The 21050-nt window shown below is 32.0% G+C and carries 20 protein-coding genes; 19 read left to right on the top strand and 1 reads right to left on the bottom strand.

Going from position 1 to position 21050, the window contains the following annotated elements:
- Window positions 1-126: 126 nt before the first annotated feature.
- Window positions 127-504, bottom strand: a complete 378-nt coding sequence (locus BMY33_RS22780; RefSeq protein WP_091412828.1) for a hypothetical protein — start codon at window positions 502-504, stop codon at window positions 127-129.
- 187 nt (window positions 505-691) lie between these two features.
- Here BMY33_RS22780 and xerA point away from each other — a divergent pair, with 187 nt between their 5' ends.
- From xerA to BMY33_RS22685, 19 genes are all read left to right on the top strand, one after another.
- The gene (gene xerA, locus BMY33_RS22775) at window positions 692-1768 is read left to right on the top strand and encodes a site-specific tyrosine recombinase/integron integrase (RefSeq protein WP_091412908.1); all 1077 of its coding nucleotides are present in this window, start codon (window positions 692-694) and stop codon (window positions 1766-1768) included.
- Between the two features lie 64 nt (window positions 1769-1832).
- Entirely contained in the window at window positions 1833-2573 is a 741-nt protein-coding gene (locus tag BMY33_RS22770; RefSeq protein WP_091412826.1) for a hypothetical protein, read from the top strand.
- Window positions 2574-2786: 213 nt separating this feature from the next.
- Complete coding sequence (locus BMY33_RS22765; RefSeq protein ID WP_139195725.1) at window positions 2787-3260, top strand: hypothetical protein; 474 nt, start codon at window positions 2787-2789, stop codon at window positions 3258-3260.
- A 183-nt stretch (window positions 3261-3443) separates the two neighbouring features.
- Window positions 3444-4103, top strand: a complete 660-nt coding sequence (locus BMY33_RS22760; RefSeq protein ID WP_091412823.1) for a hypothetical protein — start codon at window positions 3444-3446, stop codon at window positions 4101-4103.
- A gap of 276 nt (window positions 4104-4379) precedes the next feature.
- Window positions 4380-5075 carry a hypothetical protein gene (locus BMY33_RS22755; RefSeq protein WP_091412822.1) on the top strand — a complete coding sequence of 232 codons (696 nt, stop codon included), beginning with the start codon at window positions 4380-4382 and terminating at the stop codon, window positions 5073-5075.
- 376 nt (window positions 5076-5451) lie between these two features.
- A complete protein-coding gene (locus BMY33_RS22750; RefSeq protein ID WP_091412820.1) occupies window positions 5452-5646 on the top strand; it encodes a helix-turn-helix domain-containing protein in 195 nt (64 codons plus the stop codon).
- Window position 5647: 1 nt separating this feature from the next.
- Entirely contained in the window at window positions 5648-8443 is a 2796-nt protein-coding gene (locus tag BMY33_RS22745) for a type I restriction endonuclease subunit R (protein WP_091412819.1), read from the top strand.
- A 1-nt stretch (window position 8444) separates the two neighbouring features.
- Window positions 8445-10046 carry a type I restriction-modification system subunit M gene (locus tag BMY33_RS22740; RefSeq protein WP_091412817.1) on the top strand — a complete coding sequence of 534 codons (1602 nt, stop codon included), beginning with the start codon at window positions 8445-8447 and terminating at the stop codon, window positions 10044-10046.
- Complete coding sequence (locus BMY33_RS22735; protein ID WP_091412815.1) at window positions 10046-11485, top strand: restriction endonuclease subunit S; 1440 nt, start codon at window positions 10046-10048, stop codon at window positions 11483-11485. Before BMY33_RS22740 ends, BMY33_RS22735 begins: the two co-directional genes overlap by 1 nt.
- A complete protein-coding gene (locus BMY33_RS22730; protein ID WP_091412813.1) occupies window positions 11482-13143 on the top strand; it encodes a restriction system-associated AAA family ATPase in 1662 nt (553 codons plus the stop codon). Before BMY33_RS22735 ends, BMY33_RS22730 begins: the two co-directional genes overlap by 4 nt.
- A complete protein-coding gene (locus tag BMY33_RS22725) occupies window positions 13140-14267 on the top strand; it encodes a hypothetical protein (RefSeq protein WP_091412811.1) in 1128 nt (375 codons plus the stop codon). Before BMY33_RS22730 ends, BMY33_RS22725 begins: the two co-directional genes overlap by 4 nt.
- A 215-nt stretch (window positions 14268-14482) precedes the next feature.
- Complete coding sequence (locus BMY33_RS22720; protein WP_091412810.1) at window positions 14483-14965, top strand: hypothetical protein; 483 nt, start codon at window positions 14483-14485, stop codon at window positions 14963-14965.
- A 217-nt stretch (window positions 14966-15182) separates the two neighbouring features.
- Window positions 15183-15668 (top strand): protein-tyrosine phosphatase family protein, encoded by a 486-nt coding sequence (locus BMY33_RS22715; RefSeq protein WP_091412808.1) that lies wholly within the window; start codon window positions 15183-15185, stop codon window positions 15666-15668.
- Window positions 15669-15851: 183 nt separating this feature from the next.
- The gene (locus BMY33_RS22710) at window positions 15852-16292 is read left to right on the top strand and encodes a hypothetical protein (protein ID WP_091412806.1); all 441 of its coding nucleotides are present in this window, start codon (window positions 15852-15854) and stop codon (window positions 16290-16292) included.
- The gene (locus BMY33_RS22705; protein ID WP_091412803.1) at window positions 16240-16647 is read left to right on the top strand and encodes a hypothetical protein; all 408 of its coding nucleotides are present in this window, start codon (window positions 16240-16242) and stop codon (window positions 16645-16647) included. The genes BMY33_RS22710 and BMY33_RS22705 overlap by 53 nt, the downstream gene beginning before the upstream one ends.
- 222 nt (window positions 16648-16869) lie before the next feature.
- On the top strand, window positions 16870-17523 hold the full coding sequence (locus BMY33_RS22700; RefSeq protein WP_091412801.1) for a hypothetical protein: 654 nt from the start codon (window positions 16870-16872) through the stop codon (window positions 17521-17523).
- 192 nt (window positions 17524-17715) lie between these two features.
- Window positions 17716-18864, top strand: coding sequence for a DUF4419 domain-containing protein (locus tag BMY33_RS22695; protein WP_170837159.1), 1149 nt, complete (start codon window positions 17716-17718; stop codon window positions 18862-18864).
- A gap of 82 nt (window positions 18865-18946) precedes the next feature.
- A complete protein-coding gene (locus BMY33_RS22690) occupies window positions 18947-19522 on the top strand; it encodes a hypothetical protein (protein ID WP_091412798.1) in 576 nt (191 codons plus the stop codon).
- Window positions 19523-20250: 728 nt separating this feature from the next.
- On the top strand, window positions 20251-20769 hold the full coding sequence (locus BMY33_RS22685; RefSeq protein WP_091412796.1) for a hypothetical protein: 519 nt from the start codon (window positions 20251-20253) through the stop codon (window positions 20767-20769).
- The last annotated feature ends 281 nt before the right edge of the window (window positions 20770-21050 follow it).

The raw sequence follows: 21050 nt of genomic DNA, 5'->3' as shown, positions 1-21050 counted from the left end.
TTATAGCGTAGTCAGATTTGGGCGTCCGAGCGGGCTATCCATTATATCTTTTTTTAGTAAAACCTCTATTCTATATCCTAATGATATTTTACTAAAAAAAGGATGTCATTCCTATCCCTGACGCTATTAAGATTTATTCATGTAAGACTGCCACTGGATCAAAATGTATTTTTCTTTTTGCTTCTCTGTAATATTCAAAAAACCATATTCATAGCAGAATAAGTATACTTGTCCTTTATTATTTTTCCAATAATGAGTAAAATACTTAGGATTAAAACCTTCTTTTAAAAGCTTTTCTTTACGAATAGTTACTAAACCTGCTTTATTATATCCTTTTAGTACTTTTCGATTCTTTTTTAATTGTTTATCTATTTTTCTAAACAAAGAATATTCTTTCTCCTTATTTTTCTGATAATAAAAAGCAGACCTGCAATAAGAAGAACAGAATTTTTTCCCTACCCTTCCTTCAATTTGTTCTTTACAATAAGTACACTGTCGTTCCATAACACATCTTTGTAAGATAGTGTCTTCAAACCCATAAATGTTACCTATCCATCGAATTAAACGTTTATTAAACGTTTAATTCGATGTCTTATATTGTGATTGATTATAAAACAATACATCTTTGGAACAAATGAAACATATTAGTAAAAATATAACCTTGAAACACTTAATGATTGATCAACAAAAAATGATTGGTTTGCAGTTCTATCCTGATAAAGTTATTCAGGCTTTAATCAAAGAGTTACCTAATCCTAAGTGGAGTAACCATTTTAAAATGCCTTATATCATTAATAATCAAAAAAACATAGATCTAATTTTTGAGAAGTTTAGAGGTGTGGCTTGGCTCAACTGCAATTATTTTTATAGCGATAAGGTTATTAACCGTTTTAACCCAATAGCTAATCTTCAACCACTTAAGAACAGAAAGTTAACAAAAACCTATAGAGTTTGTCCTGAAGAATATTTACAAAAACTATTATTAAAGCGTTATTCTCAAAATACGGTAAGATCTTATGTGAATGCTTTTGAAGCTTTTATCAATTATTACAAAAATATTGAACTTTTAAGCATTGGTGAGTTAGAAATAAGAAGGTATCTTAGAAAATTAATAACCGAGAAAAAATCAAATTCCTATATCAATCTCGTCATTAATAGCATAAAGTTTTATTACGAGATTGTTCTTAACATGCCAAATAGGTTTTATGCCATAGAACGACCTAGAAAACAGCAAAAACTTCCTGTTGTATTATGTAAAGAAGAAATCTTATTGATCATCAATAATACCAATAACCTAAAACACAAATGTATAGTTAGCCTTTTATATTCTGCCGGATTACGAAGAGCTGAGTTACTCAATTTAAAAATATCAGATATCGATAGCAAACGAATGGTAATCAGGGTTGTCCACGCAAAAGGTAACAAAGACAGATATACATTATTATCTACCAATGTATTAAAAGATTTAAGGAGTTATTTCAAAAAATACCAACCTAAACATTATCTATTTGAAGGGCCAAAAGGGAATCCATACAGTGCAAGTAGTGTAAAAGCAATTATAGAAAAGGCCGCTAAAAAATCTAAAATAACAAAGAGGATCACCCCACATACGTTAAGGCATAGTTTTGCTACGCATTTACTAGAGAACGGGACCGACCTACGTTACATACAATCATTATTGGGGCATAGTTCTAGTAAAACAACCGAAATTTATACTCACGTTGCTACAAATACTTTTAGAATGATTAAAAATCCTCTAGATTTGTAGGTGATAAAAGAGATATAACAGCAATAGCTGTTATAACATTGTTGGCGTGCATTTGAAAAAAGTAATGGATAAAAAAGCAAAATCAATTTTATTTAAAACATATTGGAGTTCTCAAGGTTGGAAACGTGAATATGAAACTGACCCTGTAGACTTTGAATATGCCAAATCTAAAGGATTAATGTTTGACCCAATTTCACTCTCAATGAAGGAGGTTAAATCCAATTTAAAAAGTTTGTTAAACAAAATTGAAAAAGAGAAGATAACTAATGGATTTTTATCAAGTTTGAGTAATAAACGACTCGATTGGCGTTCTGCTCTTGCAAGTTATTTTAATGCCAAACTTATACTTGAAGGTAAAAGAGAGTTTTATCGTCCCGAAATTTTTAAATACGAAAATGAGGACCTAAATGTTCTAAATTTCGAGCGCATTAAATGGAGTGGCGTTAGACATTCAGACTTATTATACAACTATCTTGATTTAAAGCTATTCGAAAAAGAAAATGTTTCTGAACCTACGGAATTAGATATTCAGACTTTTAAAGACATTTTAAAATCAATAAATGATTCAGAAAACGGAGAGTATCCTGGAAAGTTAAGAGATAGACTAAAAGATGTAATGAAAGGAAGCAAAAACGAACGACATACCATAATGGAAATTCTTGGATGTTGTGAAATTTTGGAACCTAAAAGTTATGATAGACCAACAACTGGAAGGCACGATTGGGCTTTTGTTGAATATTGGAGAGGTGAAGATAAGTTTAATATAAAAATAGTTGATGAATACTTTGGACAGCATGTAAAATAAAAAACGACACGCCAACAATGGCTATAATTAATACGGGTTTTGGTGCTTAATCCAAAGTTTAGAGCTTTAAACTAAGTCCGCCAAATCTTTTGATTTGGCTTTAGAACAAAAAAGATAAAACAAAATAAAAAGTTTTGGCTAAGTGCTTAATCGAAAGTTCAGTACTTTTAATTCCCGCACTAACCATAGCCGAGACGTTATGCATTATCAAATATGAACTCGAAATTCAATCTTATAATCTTCATTTTCTCCATTTTATTTTCTTGTGGAGAATTAAATAATGAAAAATCAACTATACTTTTGAATTCTGAATATAATAAACGGTTAAAATCTGAATACGGTTACCTTGTTTGGAATCCAAAAAAATATGATCTAGAAATCGTAAATAAAGTCTTGATAAAAGCTATTGCTGATAAAAAAATTGATTTTATAAAGAAACCAATTCTTGAAAACATAAATAACAATCTATTTAAACAATATATACCATACATTGATAAGAATGATAACCGAATAATACTCTTAAACGTATCTTGTGACGTTTTAGCAATACCAACTTTAGAAGATCAAAAAATGGAACATTGGAAAAATGAGTTTTACGAAGTATATGACGGAGGCTCATGCTATTGGAAAATCACTATTAATGTTGACACTGAAAAATACTCAAATTTATTAGTAAATGGAGTTTAAAAACAATGCATAACACGATATATTTGATCATAGCTGTTTAGTGATAGATCGAAAGGTCTTTGTATATTTATGAAGGCGCAATGCTTGCAAAACAAAAAAAATAGCAACCAATGCGCGGAAAACGTCGCCAGTTTGGTAACATTTGCCACAGCTACGACACATATATTAAACGTTACCACACATATGCGAAAAATATTTCTAGCAATAATTCTGAGTTCAATATTAGTGTCCTGTCAATCGGACAAAATTCTATATGGAACTTGGATTGCTGCATATCAATATCATCCCAATGATAGTCTTAAAAAACCGAATAATGGAAGACCTTTTAATGAAGTGATCACTTTTGATAATGGAATTTATAAAATTAAAAGCTATAAATATTGGATGTATTATGATCAAAGGCAAGAAAAGTATAGTCTTAAAGGAAAGAGATTGATGATTGAAAACGGTGAAAACAATTATGAAGATTTTCTTGAGGTAAAAAAAGACAGTTTTGTTTTCATTGGTAAATCTGGAATCTCAAATAGTGTATATAAAAAACTAGCTGATTCTTTAAAAAACAAATCATCGGACATAAAATTTATAGGAAAGAGGTTTATTCGGAATTACAAAAAACTAACTGACACAATTAAATTTATTAATGACTCTGTTTATATTAGTAATTCTTTGGCGACTAGTAATTCAGATTTTTTAAAATATGAAAGAATAAATCATAATGGATTTGACATATTATTCACTGAAATTTATCCTCCTTTCATAATCAAAAATAAAAATAGTCAAGATATTTTAATATCGACAATTGGAACCAAAAAGGAAGACTATATATTAAAAGAAATAGAATAAAAACGTGCGACTGACAGTACTCGGACGGCTAAATGAAGTGTTTTGCGGATAATATCCCTTGAAATGGAAGAGTTTCGGAGTATAACTCAAAAACGTGTGGTAACATGATATATGTTATCATAGCAGCAAAGGGATCAATCGAATGATTCTTGTATTTTTGGTAAGGCGCAATGCTTGCTGAAAGTAAAAGTAGCAACCAATGCGCAGAAAAATCGAAAAGCAAGGTAACATTTTGCTCTGCTACGACACATATATTAAACGTTGTACACCATACGAATGAAAAAACTACTAATATTAAATATTCTTATCATACTACTCATTTCTTGTCTAGGTAAACAAAATCAAGAATCAGAATTTTATATCGAGACAAAAGCTTCATTTTCTCATTTGAGACATTCGGATTGGACTAAAAATCAATGGATTCGAAAACCTGAAAATCTGAAGATGGTGCACGAAACATTTAAGCGCTTTGGCTATAAAAAACTTGAGGGTGTTATTTTGGAACTAAATGATGAATTTATAATAAATGACATCTATATTAAAAAAAATCTAGATGTATTGCTTGATAGTCTGTTATTAACATATCAAAATCCAAAAACAGTTAGTAAATATTATCTGGAATTTTGGAACCGCAGAATATCCGAAAAGAATGATTCTATTATTTATGAGATAGTTAATGAGTTTAAAACTCAAAGAATGAAAAATAAAAAGTTGTCTATTGAAGGTCATTCTGTGAATGATACATTACTTGCTTTGTTAGAAGTTGAGTTCGATTATCTACCACTAAGCTATCAAACCCAAAAAAAGAATTTTCAAACGCTTAAGAAGTTTGGTTTTCATCAATCTGCATATAATGTCCTCTTTCAAAGAACTGAATATTCCGAATTGGATTTGGAGAAAGAGAAATTAAAAAAGGAATTGACAAAATCAACGGAATTTTCTTATCCTTGGTTAATTGATACGGAAAAATAAGTACGGTGTACAACACGATATATGTGATCATAGCAGCTAGGTGATGGATCGATTGGTTCGTGTATTTTTGCAATGTCGCAATGCTTGCAAAAAGAAAAAGTAAGCAACCAATGCGCGAATAAATCGAAAAACAGGGTAACATTTTGCCCTGCTACGACACATATATTAAACGTTGTATGCCATTAAAAAAAGGAAAAGCCAACCGCACATTTTAGCACATTTGGTTTTTGCCAACGCTCTTTGCCAACTCTAAAAAACCAAAAGAGCTAAAATCCCCCCACGCTCGTAGAACGAGAATAATTCGAACGATTTTTATATTGAAAAACGAGATATTTAAACAATTAATATTATCTTGGCTTGATAATTTTAGACGGAAATGAACCGAATAAAGGAAGTACTCGAAGAGAAAGGCATTAAGCAGACTTGGTTGGCTGAAAAACTGGGAAAGAGTTATAACATGGTGAACGGTTATGTCCAGAACAGACAGCAACCGAGACTAGAAATATTGAATGAAATCGCAAACATCTTAGATGTTGATGTAAAGGATTTGATTGTCTCTAATAAGAGTTAATATGAATGAGGCAAAAACAAGAAAGGAACTAATCGACAAGCAGCTTCAAGAAGCTGGATGGAATATTAATGACCAAACTCAAGTTGGCATTGAATACGATATCAATGTTGGTTTACCTGATGGAGTTAGCGAACCTCAAACACCTTATCAAGGACATCAATACTCAGATTATGTTTTGTACGGCAAAGACGGAAAAGTGCTTGCGGTAGTTGAGGCAAAGAAAACTTCCGTGAATGCAGAATTAGGAAGAGAACAAGCCAAACAATATTGTCAAAATATCCAAAATGAATCTGGTGGTGAATTACCTTTTTGTTTTTACACCAACGGTCATGAAATATTCTATTGGGATTTAGGAAACTATCCACCTAAGAAAGTGATTGGATTTCCAACAAGGGATGACCTTGAACGATACTCCTATATCAGAAGAAACAGAAAACCACTAGCACAAGAGCTAATAAACACAGACATAGCAGGACGTGATTATCAAATCCATGCTATCCGTTCTGTAATGGAAGGCATCGAAAAAAAGAGACAAAAGTTTCTTTTAGTAATGGCAACAGGAACTGGAAAAACCAGAACTACTATTGCAATGGTAGATGCTCTTATGAGAGCTGGATGGGCTGAAAGAGTTCTTTTCTTAGTTGACCGAATTGCATTGAGAAACCAAGCCTTAGAAGCTTTTAAAGAGTTTCTCCCTAATGAACCTAGATGGCCAAAGGTTGGAGAAAAAGAAATTGCTAAGGATAGAAGGATTTACACATCTACTTATCCTACAATGTTGAATATTATTAGAGATGAAGATTATTCTTTGTCTCCTCACTTTTTTGACTTAATCGTAATTGATGAAAGTCATAGATCTATCTACAACACCTATCAGGAAGTACTAGATTATTTTAATACAACTACACTTGGTTTAACTGCTACTCCTACAGATGTTATTGACCATAACACTTTCAAGCTTTTTGAATGTGAAGACGGCTTACCTTCTTTCGCATATTCCTATGAGGAAGCTGTAAACAACATCCCTCCTTACCTCTGTGATTTTCAGGTAATGAAAATTCAAACCAAGTTTCAAGAGGATGGAATTAGTAAACGAACCATAAGTCTAGAAGATCAGAAAAACTTGATTCTTCAAGGCAAGGAGGTCGCAGAGATAAACTTTGAAGGAACAGACTTAGAGAAGTCAGTAATTAACAAAGGAACCAACGTTACCATTGTTAAGGAATTTATGGAAGAATCTATAAAAGATCCGAATGGTGTGTTACCTGGGAAAACCATTTTCTTCTGTTCTACAAAAGCCCACGCTAGGAGAATTGAAAAGATTTTCGATTCACTATATCCTGAATATACAGGTGAATTGGCCAAAGTAATTGTATCTGATGATCCACGTGTATATGGCAAAGGTGGTTTACTTCATCAATTCACACATAATGATATGCCAAGAGTTGCTGTTAGTGTAGACATGCTCGACACAGGGATTGATGTACGTGAATTGGTAAATCTTGTTTTTGTAAAACCTGTTTATTCTTATACAAAATTCTGGCAGATGATCGGAAGAGGAACTAGGCTTCTCGAACCAACTAAGATGAAACCTTGGTGTGCCGAAAAAGATGCTTTCCTAATCTTAGATTGCTGGGATAATTTTGAATACTTCAAACTGAATCCAAAAGGAAAAGAGTTAAAAGGGCAAATTCCTTTACCTGTTCGTTTTGTTGGAATTAGAATTGACAAAATTGAAACAGCTCTTGAAAAGGAAAAACCTGAAATTGCTCAAAAGGAGATTGAAAAATTAAGAAGTCAAATCTCAGAATTGCCTAAAAAATCGGTTGTTATTCAAGATTCAAAACCTGATTTAGCAAAAGTCGAAGATGATGCTTTTTGGAATCATTTAACACCAGAAAAGATTGAGTTTTTACGTCATACCATAAAACCACTTTTCAGAACTGTTTCTCAATCGGATTTTAAAGCCATGCGTTTTAATAAAGATGTATTGGAAATCTCCCTTGCACATTTATCAGAAGAATCAGAGAAATACGACACGCTTAAAGAGAATATAATTACCGTTGTTAGTGAATTGCCTATGTCGATAAACATAGTAGCAAAGAATGAAGCGTACATCAAAAAGGTTTTGACGAACAATTTTTGGTCTACGGTTCTAGATGAAGGGTTTGATGTATTAGCTGAAACTTTGGCTCCCCTTATTAAATACAGAGAGCAAAAAGGACCTCTTGACGGACCTTCTAAGTTGAATTTACAAGATGTAATTCAAACTAAAGAAATGGTTGAATTTGGCCCCAAAAATGAAGCGGTAAGTATTTCAAAATACCGTGAAATGGTTGAAGCTAAAATTGCAGAGTTAATCGAAAAGAATCCAATTCTTCAAAAGATTAAGTCTGGCGAAAAGGTTACCGAAGAAGAAGCCGAACAACTTGCGGAGGAACTTCATGAAGAAGATCCACATATAACAGAACAGCTATTACGTAAAGTATATAATCATCAAAAGGCAAAGTTCATTCAGTTTATTAAACACATTCTAGGAATTGAGATTTTGGAAAGCTTTGATGCTGAAGTGAGCAGACTGGTTCAAGCCTTTATTAAAGAACACAGCAATTTATCTACCCGACAAATTGAGTTCTTGAACTTATTAAAAGATTACATCATTGAAAGAGGAGAAATTGAAAAACGAGATTTAATCTCGTCTCCATTTACGATTATACATCCAAAAGGAATACGTGGTGTATTCACTCCTTCTGAGATAAAAGAAATATTAGCATTAACGGAAAAATTCGCAGCATAACATGAGTTTACTAAGTAACAATTCGCAAATAAAATCAAAAATAGACGACCTCTGGAATAAGTTCTGGAGTGGTGGAATTTCAAATCCACTTACAGCTATTGAGCAAATCACCTATCTGCTTTTCATGAAAAAGTTAGATGAAAACGATTTAGAATCTTTGGCCAATGCTGAATTTACGGGTGATGATTTTACATCTATGTTTTCAGGTACTTTTTATCTGACTACGGAAGATAAAGAGAAAAAACAAAATGGTATTGACAAGCAAAAGTTAAGATGGAGTGAGTTTAAACGCATGCCATCAGATAAAATGCTTAATCATATACAGCGTTTTGTGTTTCCGTTTTTAAAGCAACTGGACAAGGATGACTCCCCTTTTACCAAGCATATGGCAAATGCTGTTTTCATCATTCCAAAACCTTCTTTACTTCTTGAGGCAATTAAAAGCATAGATGAAATCTATGAAGAGATGGAAAAGGATGCCAGTGAAAAAGGACAAGATTTTCAAGATATACAAGGTGATGTATATGAAATGTTATTGAGTGAAATCGCAGCTGCTGGTAAAAATGGTCAATTTAGAACTCCTAGACATATCATAAAATTATTGGTGGAATTGGTGAATCCAAAGCTGGGACAAAAAGTTGCGGATCCAGCCTGTGGTACAGGTGGTTTCCTTTTAGGAGCCTATCAGTATATGGTAACTCAATTAGATAAGGATAAAGCTAACAAAGAGCCTGATGAAGATGGCTTTATTAGAAGCAGCAGAAGTGCACTTTTAACCGAAGATGTAAAAGGGATTTTAGGTGATAGTCTGCAAGGCTATGACATTGACCAAACCATGGTTCGTTTGGGTTTAATGAACCTTATGATGCATGGTATTGAAAGTCCTAAAGTAGATTATAAAGATACTTTGAGTAAAGGCTATAATGAGACTGCTGAATATGATATCGTTTTGGCGAACCCTCCATTTACAGGTAACATAGATAAAGGAGACATCAATGAAGAGTTAAATCTAAAAACAACCAAAACGGAATTACTTTTTATTGAACGTATCCACAACATGCTGAAAATGGGCGGTACTGCTGGCATTGTTATACCGCAAGGAGTTCTATTCAGTTCTAGTAAAGTGTTTCAAGCTGCGCGAAAATTAATGATTGAAAATTCCCAATTGAAAGCTGTAGTTAGTATGCCTAGCGGTGTATTTAAACCCTATGCAGGTGTTAGTACTGCTTTACTCATTTTTACTAAAGGTGGAGAAACTGAAAATGTTTGGTTCTATGATATGGAATCGGATGGCTACAGTTTAGATGACAAGCGTTCAAAAAATGAAAGTGGTCATGGAGACCTTCAGGATATTGTCAAACAATTTCAAATACCCTTTGATTCAGACAAAAATGATAGAACAGGGAAAGTGAAATATTTCTATGTGTCGAAATCCGAAATCGTAGAAGAAGGTTATGACTTGAGCTACAATAAATACAAAGAGGAAGTTTATGAAGAAATTGTTTATGAAAAACCAAATGTCATATTAGACAAGCTAATTGGAGAAAATGGATTAGAGCATGAGATAGTCAAAGGATTAAACGAATTAAAAGAGTTTATTTAATGGAAATCAAAAAATATAAACTCACAGATATATGCGATTTCCAAGGAGGTTCTCAACCACCTAAAAAGGAATGGTCTAAAAGTAAGAAAGAAGGGTATGTTAGAATGCTTCAAATTCGTGATTTTACTCAGAGCCACAAAAATAATGTGGAGTATGTCAAAGTATCAAAAAGACTAAAGACCTGCAAAACTGATGATGTTTTGATTGGAAGATATGGGGCTTCTGTTGGAAAAATCCTTACAGGGTTGGAAGGAGCTTACAATGTTGCAATAATGAAAACCATCCCAAATGAAAAAGTATTATCAAAAAAATACCTCCTAGCTTTATTAAAAGCACCCTTGTTTCAAAATTTTATTTTAAGTGTTGGAGTGAGGGCAGCACAAGCTGGTTTCAATAAGGATGATTTGAGCAAATTCCAAGTTTATCTCCCATCACTTGACAATCAAAAACGAATAGCTAAAGTACTATTCGATTGCGAAAATCTTATCCAGAAAAGAGAAGAAAGTATTAAACTTTTAGATGAATTTTTGAAATCTACTTTCTCAGAGATGTTTGAGCATACTAAAGGAGAAACGATTTCATTGAATGATGTTATTGAAATTCAATCAGGATTGGTTAGTCCAAATGAACCGCCATATAATGAAATGTTCCATGTTGGAGGTGCAAATATAGAATCCGAAACAGGCAACTTAGTAAATCTGAAAAAAGCAAAAGAAGAAAATTTAATAAGCGGTAAATATCTATTTACTGATGAATACATATTATACAGTAAAATTCGTCCGTACTTAAATAAAGTTGCTATTATGAATTTTACTGGTATTTGTAGTGCTGATGTTTATCCAATCAAAACAATGGATAAAAATATACTTAATAAATACTTTTTAAAATTTAAACTTCAATCTCAGCATTTCTTAAGTCATGCCAACAGCAATTCTGATAGAGCAAATATTCCAAAAATCAATAGAAAAGCTCTCCTTTCATATAAATTTATTCTTCCCTCAATTGAAGTTCAAAATCAGTTTGAAAAAATTGTAAAATTCACGTTGAGAATAAAAAGTCAATTTAAAGATAGCCTATCTGAGCTCAACAATCTATACGGAAGTATAAGCCAAACAGCCTTTAAAGGAGAATTGGATTTGAGTAAGGTGGATATCTCTCAATTTGATAAATTAAATATGTCTGAAACAAATTTGGAAGATTTATCAAATGAAGTCAGCGCAGAGGCAGTTACTATTGAGAAACTCGAGCAAATCATTAAAGGCCGATTTGGCTATCAAGAATTTTCCATTTCGCAAATTGAAGAGATTTTAGCCAAACAAGGTATTGACTATACTACTTCATTGGTAAAAGGCTTTATTAAGGATCTCTTATCTGAAGAAAAAATAAGAACGGAATATAGCGGCTCAACCCATCAAGTAATTTTCAAGTACAATATATGAAGCTTAAGCGAATCAAATTATTATCCCGTTTTCGTGGTTTGCCTGCTGGTTATGAAATTAACTTCAACCGCTCTTTAATAGCAAACGAACAGATTGAGCCTATTTGTTTTGTTGGACTAAATGGTTCTGGTAAATCCAATGCCTTAGAGGTGGTTGCAGAGATGTTTTATTATCTCGAGAATTTTAATCGTTCTTCAAAAAAGGATTTAGATAATTTCAAAACTGCCTTCGGCTTTGAGTTAGATTATTACCTCCCAAAACTTACGCTAGCAGGTGCAGGATTTACTTGGGACGAATTAGGTGACCTTACTTTTGATGACCTCGATCAAAACCAACTAGTACTCGTTTCTAAGCCAGTTGATGAATTGCCTGCGGTTAAATTATCATTCAATGAAAAAGAGATTGAAGTAAAGGATTTTTACAATAATGGCTTAAGTAAAGTGCTTCCAAATCACATCATTGGTTATTCTTCTGGCTTAAACGAATTAGTGAGCAATCCATTTGTAAAACTGAATTTCGAATACTATGAAGATTTAAAGAGAAAGAAGAATAAAGCGGTTGACTCTAAGTTAGAAATGAATCGTTTCCAATTTCTGAATTACAATGTTTCAAAACTGATAACCGTTTCTAACTTTATTTTCGATAAGGCACTCTCACCACTGGGAGAAACAAAAGACTTGTCTATTTTAAAAACCGAGATTGAAGTAAATGAACTAAATGGATTTTCTATCCAATTATCATTAAAAAAGCCAAAGACGTTTGAAAAATATCTTCCAGATGAATTAGAAGAAGCAATTGAAAGCTTTAAAGCGATTGATGCTCTTTTTGATGAAGAAAATAACAGTACCACTCGTCATGATTTCACTAAGCTATCCTTCAACTTCAAAATGAATGAAGCTACTTTAACTGGTTTCAGAGAAAAATTCAATTCTGCAGATAGGTTATTCAGAGTGCTTTATTTTTTCCAAACACTTAATATTGAAAAGATTAGTAGAAATATCAGTAAAACTGTCAAATCTGCTAAAGCTGGAACAAGTGAAAACCTCTCTGACTTAATCCCTAAATATGAGATTGAGAAACAGCTTTTTCATTTAGGTAATATCTCATTTAAGAAAGAAGGTGTTACTGATCCAATCTATTATAAACATCTTTCTGATGGTGAACATCAATTACTGCAAGTCTTAGGGAGTATTATTCTATTAGATAGCACAAGTACTCTATTTCTTTTAGATGAACCCGAAACTCATTTTAATCCTGAATGGAGGTCAAAGTTTATTTGGCTGATAAATGAGTGCATGAAAATGAATCCAACGGAAGATGATCGTGAACAAGAAATTGTTCTAACCACTCATTCGCCATTCATGATCTCTGATTCAAAAAAGAGCAATGTAGTTTGGTTAAAAGCGGATAAACGAAATGGACCAGAAGAAGTGACCATTAATACATATGGAACATCAGTAACAAATTTAATCAATGAGTTTTTTGGTAAGCAGAGACAGATTGCTGATGTTTCATGGAAAGACATGTTAGAAGATCTAAAGTCAGATGATATCAATGAATTAAATGATGCTTTATCAAAGTATGGTGATTCACATGAGAAGGCTATGATCCTTCAAAAACTGAATAAGCTAATCATTGAAAAAGGAACAGAAGAATGATTTATACTTTGAAATATCCTTCACATGCTATTGAAAGAGTAAATCAAGTCGTCTTTGAATTTCTAAGAAACTCAATTCCTGTTTGTGCATATTCTAGAAACCTATTCCCTGAATGGTTTCGAGATGTTATGGCAAATTCTAAAGCACAAGCAGGGAATAAAAGCTTTGAGGATAAGTTTATTGACTTACATACAGAATATCAAAAACTTACCCCAGCTAATCGCCAATTATTATTTGATGAATTTGAGGCAGGTCTAGATATTAAAAGTCTTTGTGATGAAAAGACAAAGGCTGTAATTCTCTCTGAAAATTATACTGCAGATCTGCATGCGGCACTAAAAACAGTTCTTAAAGATCATTTTTATGGTACAGCACTAGGAACAAATAAAACCATTCAAGATAAACTTGGAACAACTTTAAGAAATCATTACACCAGTTTTAAAACTTTAAATGATTCAGGGCGTGTATGTCCATTTTGTGGCTTACATGAATACGCTTTATTAGAAGGTGAAGCCAAAGACGATTATGATCATTGGCTATATAAATCTAAGTACCCGATCTATGCTGTGAACTTTTCCAATTTGGTGCCAATGTGTGATAAATGCAACCAAGGTGGAGTGAAGGGAACTGCTGATGTTCTTCACAATGATGATGGAACTAGAAGGGAATCATTTTACCCTTATGAATCAAATCAAGGCGTAAGATTATCGGTAAATAATTTTTCTGATGTTGGTTCTCTTTCAGATGAAGAGAAGGAAAAATACCCATACGGTTACTATAAACTTGATGTAGTGCAACAGGATCCAACTGAGGCAGAAAAAGTGGAAACTTGGAAATCAGTATTTAAAATTGAGACACGATTTAATAGCTACTTAAGCTCTCACAATAAACAAGTGAAAGATGACTTTCATGAGGACTATTTACCAGACCATGCAGAGTTCGTATTAAGTAATGATATAACAAATTTAAGAGCCATTGTAAGTGCGTTTAAAAATCAATTAGGAAATCCAAAGAGAAAGACTGGTGTGGTTATAAACAAAGCTTACCTTGATTTTATATGTGCTCCTGGAAATGAGCATATGCTTTATACCTTTTGTAATATAAATTTAGCACAAGCAATATAATACAGTTATGACCAGCACTCAGCAACCATACACATTGCCAAGTCGCTCAAAGGCTAACCGCACGAGCCAAAACTTGTCAAAGAGTATGGTTGCCCCAACGCTGAAAAACGAAATGAATAAAATAAAAACGGCATACAACAATGTGTATAGTGCATAGCACCCTGCGGGATGCTACGACACCATACACGGAACGTTGTGCTTAATTAAAATGAATAATGGGTAAATATCAATATAGACTGAAATGTGAATTTAAAGTTGACCCAGAAAGCTTTATTAGTGTTGCTGATGAATTGGAAATATCCATTCCTTGTATTAATTGCCAAAGAGATCATAGAACAATAGTATTTGAAAATATAACTGAAAAAGGAATTTGTACGCCGCGCAAGAAATGTAATGGATTCCCTGGTAAATTAACAAGTAGAGAGTTAATTAAAAAATCTGATCATATTCAAGTAAATTATCTAATTGACTTTGAATACGAACCTTTTATTGATCAAAAATATAATGTTAAGTCGAATTTTAAATTCGGTTGGACAAGAGTATACTTTACTTTGAATTGCTCAAATTGTGAAAAAGAAAATACTATCAGTACGCAGGAAAACGTAGGGCGACCTTGGGACGTTAAATGTGATTGTGGAAATGTTATTTACAAAGACCACAAAAGCCCATTTAGCTATAAAGTAATTGAAGTAAACTAAGCACAACAATACCTATAGTTAATACGAGTTTTGGTGCTTAACCCAAAGTTAAGAGCTTTAAACCAAGTTCGCCAAATCTTTTGATTTGGCTTTAGAACAAAAAAGATAAAACAAAATAAAAAGTTTTGGCTAAGTGCTTAATTGAAAGTTCACTACTTTTAATTCCCGTACTAACCATAGCCGAGACGTTATAGAGTATAGCCCCTAAATTTAACAAATGAGAATTTACTGGATTGACAAGTTAAAAAAAGGAAAAATTGGAATGATGGCTAGGCCAAAAGGTAATGATTGGTTAGAAGATGAAATTAGAGACCTGAATTTTAAAGAGGTTGATACTGTTATTTCATTATTAAAAAAATATGAAGAAACAGAATTGGAAATTGAAAAAGAGAAAGCCCTTTGTAAAAAATATGATATTGAATTTATAAGTTTTCCTATTCAAGATAGAGGAGTTCCTGAAAATATTAGCGATTTTATCGAATTAATAACTAATATAAACAATAGGTTAAACGAAAATAAGAAAGTTGTTGTGCATTGTAGAATGGGAATTGGAAGAACTTCTATTGTTGCTGCAAGTGTTTTAATAAAGAATGGTTTTGATTCTGGATCTGTGTTTGATTTTTTAAGTAAAACTAGAACATTAACTGTACCTGATACTGATGACCAAATTAGTTGGGTAAAAGAAATAGAAAACACTCTATAACATCATATATAAAATCAGAGCAAAGATTAGTGCTAGATCAAAAGGTTTTTTCCTTTTTGCAGTGGCGCTAGGTTTTTATAAATTAAACAATAAATAAAAAAGCGCAGATAGATCAATTGGCTTAGGCTTACTTGCCTCGCTCCGATTCATATATTTGGCGTTAGCAAATATTAAAAACCAACAATGAAACACTTATACATTTTATTAATAATCATTTTATTAAGTAGTTGCAAAAAACAATGCGAAGTATGTGAAGTTTTGAAAAACGGACAAATGATTGAACAATATGAGAGTTGTGATGAAGACGGAATGAAAGCATCTAAATCTATATGTGAAGAAATGGCTAAACTTCAAGACTCTGAATGTAAATGTCATAAAAAAGATAAACTAAAAACAAATACAAAATTGGAAGAAAAGGTATTAACTACGATTGAGGATGCTCGAAATTATGTAACTGAATCATTTAACGACAAGGAAGAAACACTAATGATTTCAGACGAGTTAAATGATGCTATGGGATTAAATATGGCAATCATAGCAGACGGAATTTTGAAAAAAGGATATATGCCAAATGGATTTGAGCAAAAAGACGGTTACAGAATTTACAAATATCAAAAAGACTAAAATTGTGGACGGAATCTATCCTGAATTGATTGAATATATTCATCAATATTGTTATGAATTTAATACTAACCTTGAAAAAAAGGCAAGAAACCATAATATTGGGATGTTAAAATTTGGAAACCGAGAAAATCTACATCCAAAATTAATTGAAGTAAGAGACAGACATATTACCACAGATAAAAACGTTTTAAAATTATTAGAAAACGGATTTGAGGAATTCAAAGTAAAAACAGCTACTCGGATTTATAAAGAACACAGAAACGAATTGAATCTGAATTTATGTCCAAAATGTAAAAAAATAGCTCGCACACCAAATGCAAAACAATGTAGGTTTTGTTCATACGATTGGCATTAAGAGAAAAATAACATTTGCTAACAATGGCTATAATTAATACGGGTTTAGTTGTTTAAGATATAAAGCTGGAATATAAGCTATCACCGCCAAATCTTTTGATTTGGCTTCAAGACAAAAAGATAAAACAAAATAAAAAGTTTTGGCTAAGTGCTTAATCGAAAGTTCACTACTTTTAATTCCCGTACTAACCATAGCCGAGACGTTGGCAACAAGTTTGAAGAAATGAAGAAATTTACAATATTATTATTTACGATTCTACTGATTTCTTGCAATGGAAAACAAAGTAATGAGAAAAACTATGAAAATGACTTTGCAATGTATGGGTTGCTTATTAACGAATTAGATTTTAATATCTTTTATCTAAACGAACAGATTAAACTCGAAATATCCGAATTGGAAATAGAGAACCGCTTAGATAACGAAACAAAAGAAATTGACAGTACAACAAAAGTTTATACTAATAAGATTGATAAAATAATCGATGAATTATATGGTAATTTGACTTATCATAATGGCAAAATCTATGACGACCAAAAGTTGCTCAGAGGATATAAAAGAGGAAATGATTATTTTTTTAACGGCGACACTCTATCTAAAAACGCAATCAAATACAAAAAGCTGACTAAAGAATATGGTAACGAAATTTTAAAATACTTTGACCATCCAATTTATATTAAAAGAATTCAAGGTGCTCTATCAATGAATGATACACAGGACGGATATGGAAATAGAACTGAATTGATTGAATACTTATTTCGAGACACGCCTTTGATTGCAATTATTTTACAACTAAAAACAATGAAACGGAATAGTTTAGAGTATCAACAACAATTATTGAGAAGAAAACCAGTTGCCAACAACGCATATAAAAAATAGCGAAATTCGTTGCAAACACAAAGGTTCGGGCACTTTTTTGAGGTCGCCAAATTTTTAAATTTGGCTATTTGGGAAAAGAAAGATAAATAGAAAAATTTAAAAATTCGGCTTGAGTATAACCGAATGGATAGCGTGCAAATCAGCGCTACTTTTCATATACTAGACCGTTATAAGCAATACCAAAATCATTTGATGAATAAAATAGAAGACAAAGGCTTAACAATAAAAGCTGCTGATGTTGAAATAAATTTAGAAGCTCTAAATTCTGTAAATGGGAGTTTTATTCTTGAGTCTATCTTAACCAACGAAATTGAAGGGTCATCAATAGACAAAAACTCTAAATATGTTGAACTAAACGAAGAAATTATTAATACAAATCATTTCTTGCTTATGCTTCAATTAGCTTTTAACCAACATAAACCTGTAGCGATATCTCCAGATGACATTTGGCTATTAATTTGCCAAGGATTCTCTGAACATATTAAACTCAATTCGGATGATTTTAAAGGTATCTTAGGAGTTGATGAGAAACAAACAATCCAAGTCAGAAGAGATGACTTTGTAATTGGAGAGTATAATCCGTGGGAACAAATTTTTCCTGAATTCACAAATAAAATTACGCAAACAATAAATGAAGACTTATACTCAAATATTGTTTTAGAATTTTCCACATCAACAAAAAAAGAAATAAATGCCTTCGAAATAGCATTTATGGATTCAATGTCAAACTATTTTGATTATGAATTTGTCTCTTTATGCGGAATTCCAGAAATAGAAATTAAAGGAACTGTTGCGGATTATACTAAAATGTTAAATGCTTTGGAAGTATTAAGGAAGTATAATTTAGAATGGTGGATTGATAAAATATCTGACAATATTAACAAGATTATTCAAACATTAGAAGGAGAAAGTAATATTGATTTTTGGAATTCTATATACAAAGAGAATAATGAATCTGGAGGTCCTTTTATTACTGGTTGGATTGCTGATTTCTTCCCGTACTTAAAATCAAGTATTACTGAACAGAATGGCAATATCGACTATAGTAAACAATCTATTTCTAAAGATCAAATCTTAAAAACTATTCGAATTAACGACTTGAATTTTGACAATTATAAGATTCATAAAGTACAAATTAAAAATCCTAGATTAATTGACTCCAATTATTCTAAATTGAAACTAGATGATTTTCCATCTGGTCTATCAATAGTCCCTTTTAAATGGAAATATGCTAACAAAGAGTTAGAAATGAATTTCGTTTCAGGGTTTATTGGAATAAAGGAATCCGAAGTAAATAATACTTTGAAAACTGATATTAACTGGATTGTAAACAGAAAATAAAAAGCTTATAACAATTTGTATAGTTCATTTGCTCCCTTCGGGAAGCAAACGCACCATACAAGAGACGTTAACTACAATTAGAGTGATTGATTTCAATAATATAAAAGAACACGAAATAGAAAGACCAGATATCTGGACTTGTCTTGGATCACCAGAAGATTTCGATTCATTACCTAATGAGCATAAAGATCAAATTAAATTCTTGGATAAGAAAGCCTCTGATTTTCTATACAAATATTTTGAAAACTCAAAATTTCACACTGGTCCAATGTGGGAACCTTTTCAAAAAAAGAACTTTAAATATGTTGAAAAAATATCTGTAGGTGAAGATGAACAAATAATAAAAAAATGGCTTTATAACAGAGGAATTCCATTTTCAAAATGGGTTTATGTTTTACCAAATTATGGAAATGGACCTTTAATTATGACGTGGAAAATGATCATAAAAAATTGCGAAACATTATTTTTTGCGGATGATGTAGTGGTCTTTGATGAATCAAATCAATGGTGTTTATCATATTGGCATGAAGATGAGATGTTTTTTGGAAAAATTAACACGACTAACCCTGAAATTGGATATGAGGAAGTTGAAGTAATGAATAAAATGGAAAAGAAATATCCTGGATATAAACACCCATTAAAAGAAAATAAAAAGTAGTTAACACTATATATGTGATCATGGCTGAGATTTGTGATTAATCGAAAGGTTCTTGTATATTTAGGATGGCGCATAGATTTTAAAGCCTAATTAAAGTATAAAATCTGCGCAGAAATATCGATGGCTCAGTAACAATTTGCTTCGCCACGACACATATATTAAACGTTATAGCTCATAAAAAATCAGGTTCCATAAATAACGGAATATTGCGATAATTTGATCTCAAAAATCGGTTCGGAATCGGAATCTTAAATTGACAAAAAACTGTTTCTTAAAATTAATTAGTTAACCAGAATCTGAAAATAAAAACGCAACGACTGACAATACTCAGACGTAAAAATGAAGGAGTTTTCGGAATCAAAACGCAACTTCGGACAGTACTCGGACGATTAAATGAAATGTATTGCGGAAGTTTAACTGGTATTTGAAAGCAAAACGCAATCAAAACGTGCGACGGACAGCACTCGGACGGCTAAATGAAGTGTTTTGCGGAAAATTAACCGAAAAATGGAATGATTTCGGAGTAAAACGCAGAAAAACAGTACGCGCTATAACAAGATATATTTGATCATAGCTGTTTAGTGATAGATCGAAAGGTCTTTGTATATTTATGATGGCGCAATGCTTGCAAAAGGAAAAATATAGCAACCAATGCGCAGAAAACGTCGACAGTTAGGTAACATTTGCCACAGCTACGACACATATATTAAACGTTATCAAATATTAATATGAAAAATAAAATAATTATAGCTGTAATTTTACTGTCATCAACTCTTTATGGACAAAAAAGATGCCTAGATAATGGGGGTGGTGATTGGAAAAAACTAGCGCTTGCAGTAACCACTTTGGACTGGGTTGAACAAAATAAACCTGAAAAAATTGTAAGTAATTTATTGGATAATAATAATGTTGACTTGACTCATCTAAAAAGTATGTGTGAAGAAATTTCTAAGGAATTTCCTTATGATGATGGACAACCAGGTTCTTATCTAAAAAATGATGATACAACGTTATGGTACGAAAGAACATATTATAATGAAAAAGGAAAACAAATAAAATACCTTTTCCAAGTTTATATCGAGCTTGAAATTAAAAATAATAAACCAAAAATTTCTAAAATAATTTTTAAGAAAAATGGCGAAATAAAACGAAGAGATGATCAAGTACTAAAGCTGATTGAGGTGAGAGAAAAATACCCAAATATTCCTCCTCCACCTCCGCCACCACCTGGTCTTGGAAAAAATTAAACATTTGATAACACTATATATAGCAAATAGGGCGGTTTAGTGTTTATTCAAAAAGCTTGGTTTTATTTGCGGTGTCGCCAAATCTTTTGATTTGGCTTTATGATAAAAAAGATAAATCAAAATGCAAAAGTTTGGCTTAGTACAAAACCATAATTAATCGTTTGTCCTCTGCCCTAAATGCCATATATTAAACGTTACCATACATAAAAATCAGATCGGATAAATATGGAATAGTACGCAAGTATGATCTGAAAAGTTGAAACGGAATCGGAATCAAAAAC

This window comes from Aquimarina amphilecti (genome assembly GCF_900109375.1).
GTDB classification, from domain to species: domain Bacteria; phylum Bacteroidota; class Bacteroidia; order Flavobacteriales; family Flavobacteriaceae; genus Aquimarina; species Aquimarina amphilecti.
Note: the sequence above shows the minus strand (reverse complement) of the source record. Positions and strands in the feature narration are given on the sequence as shown.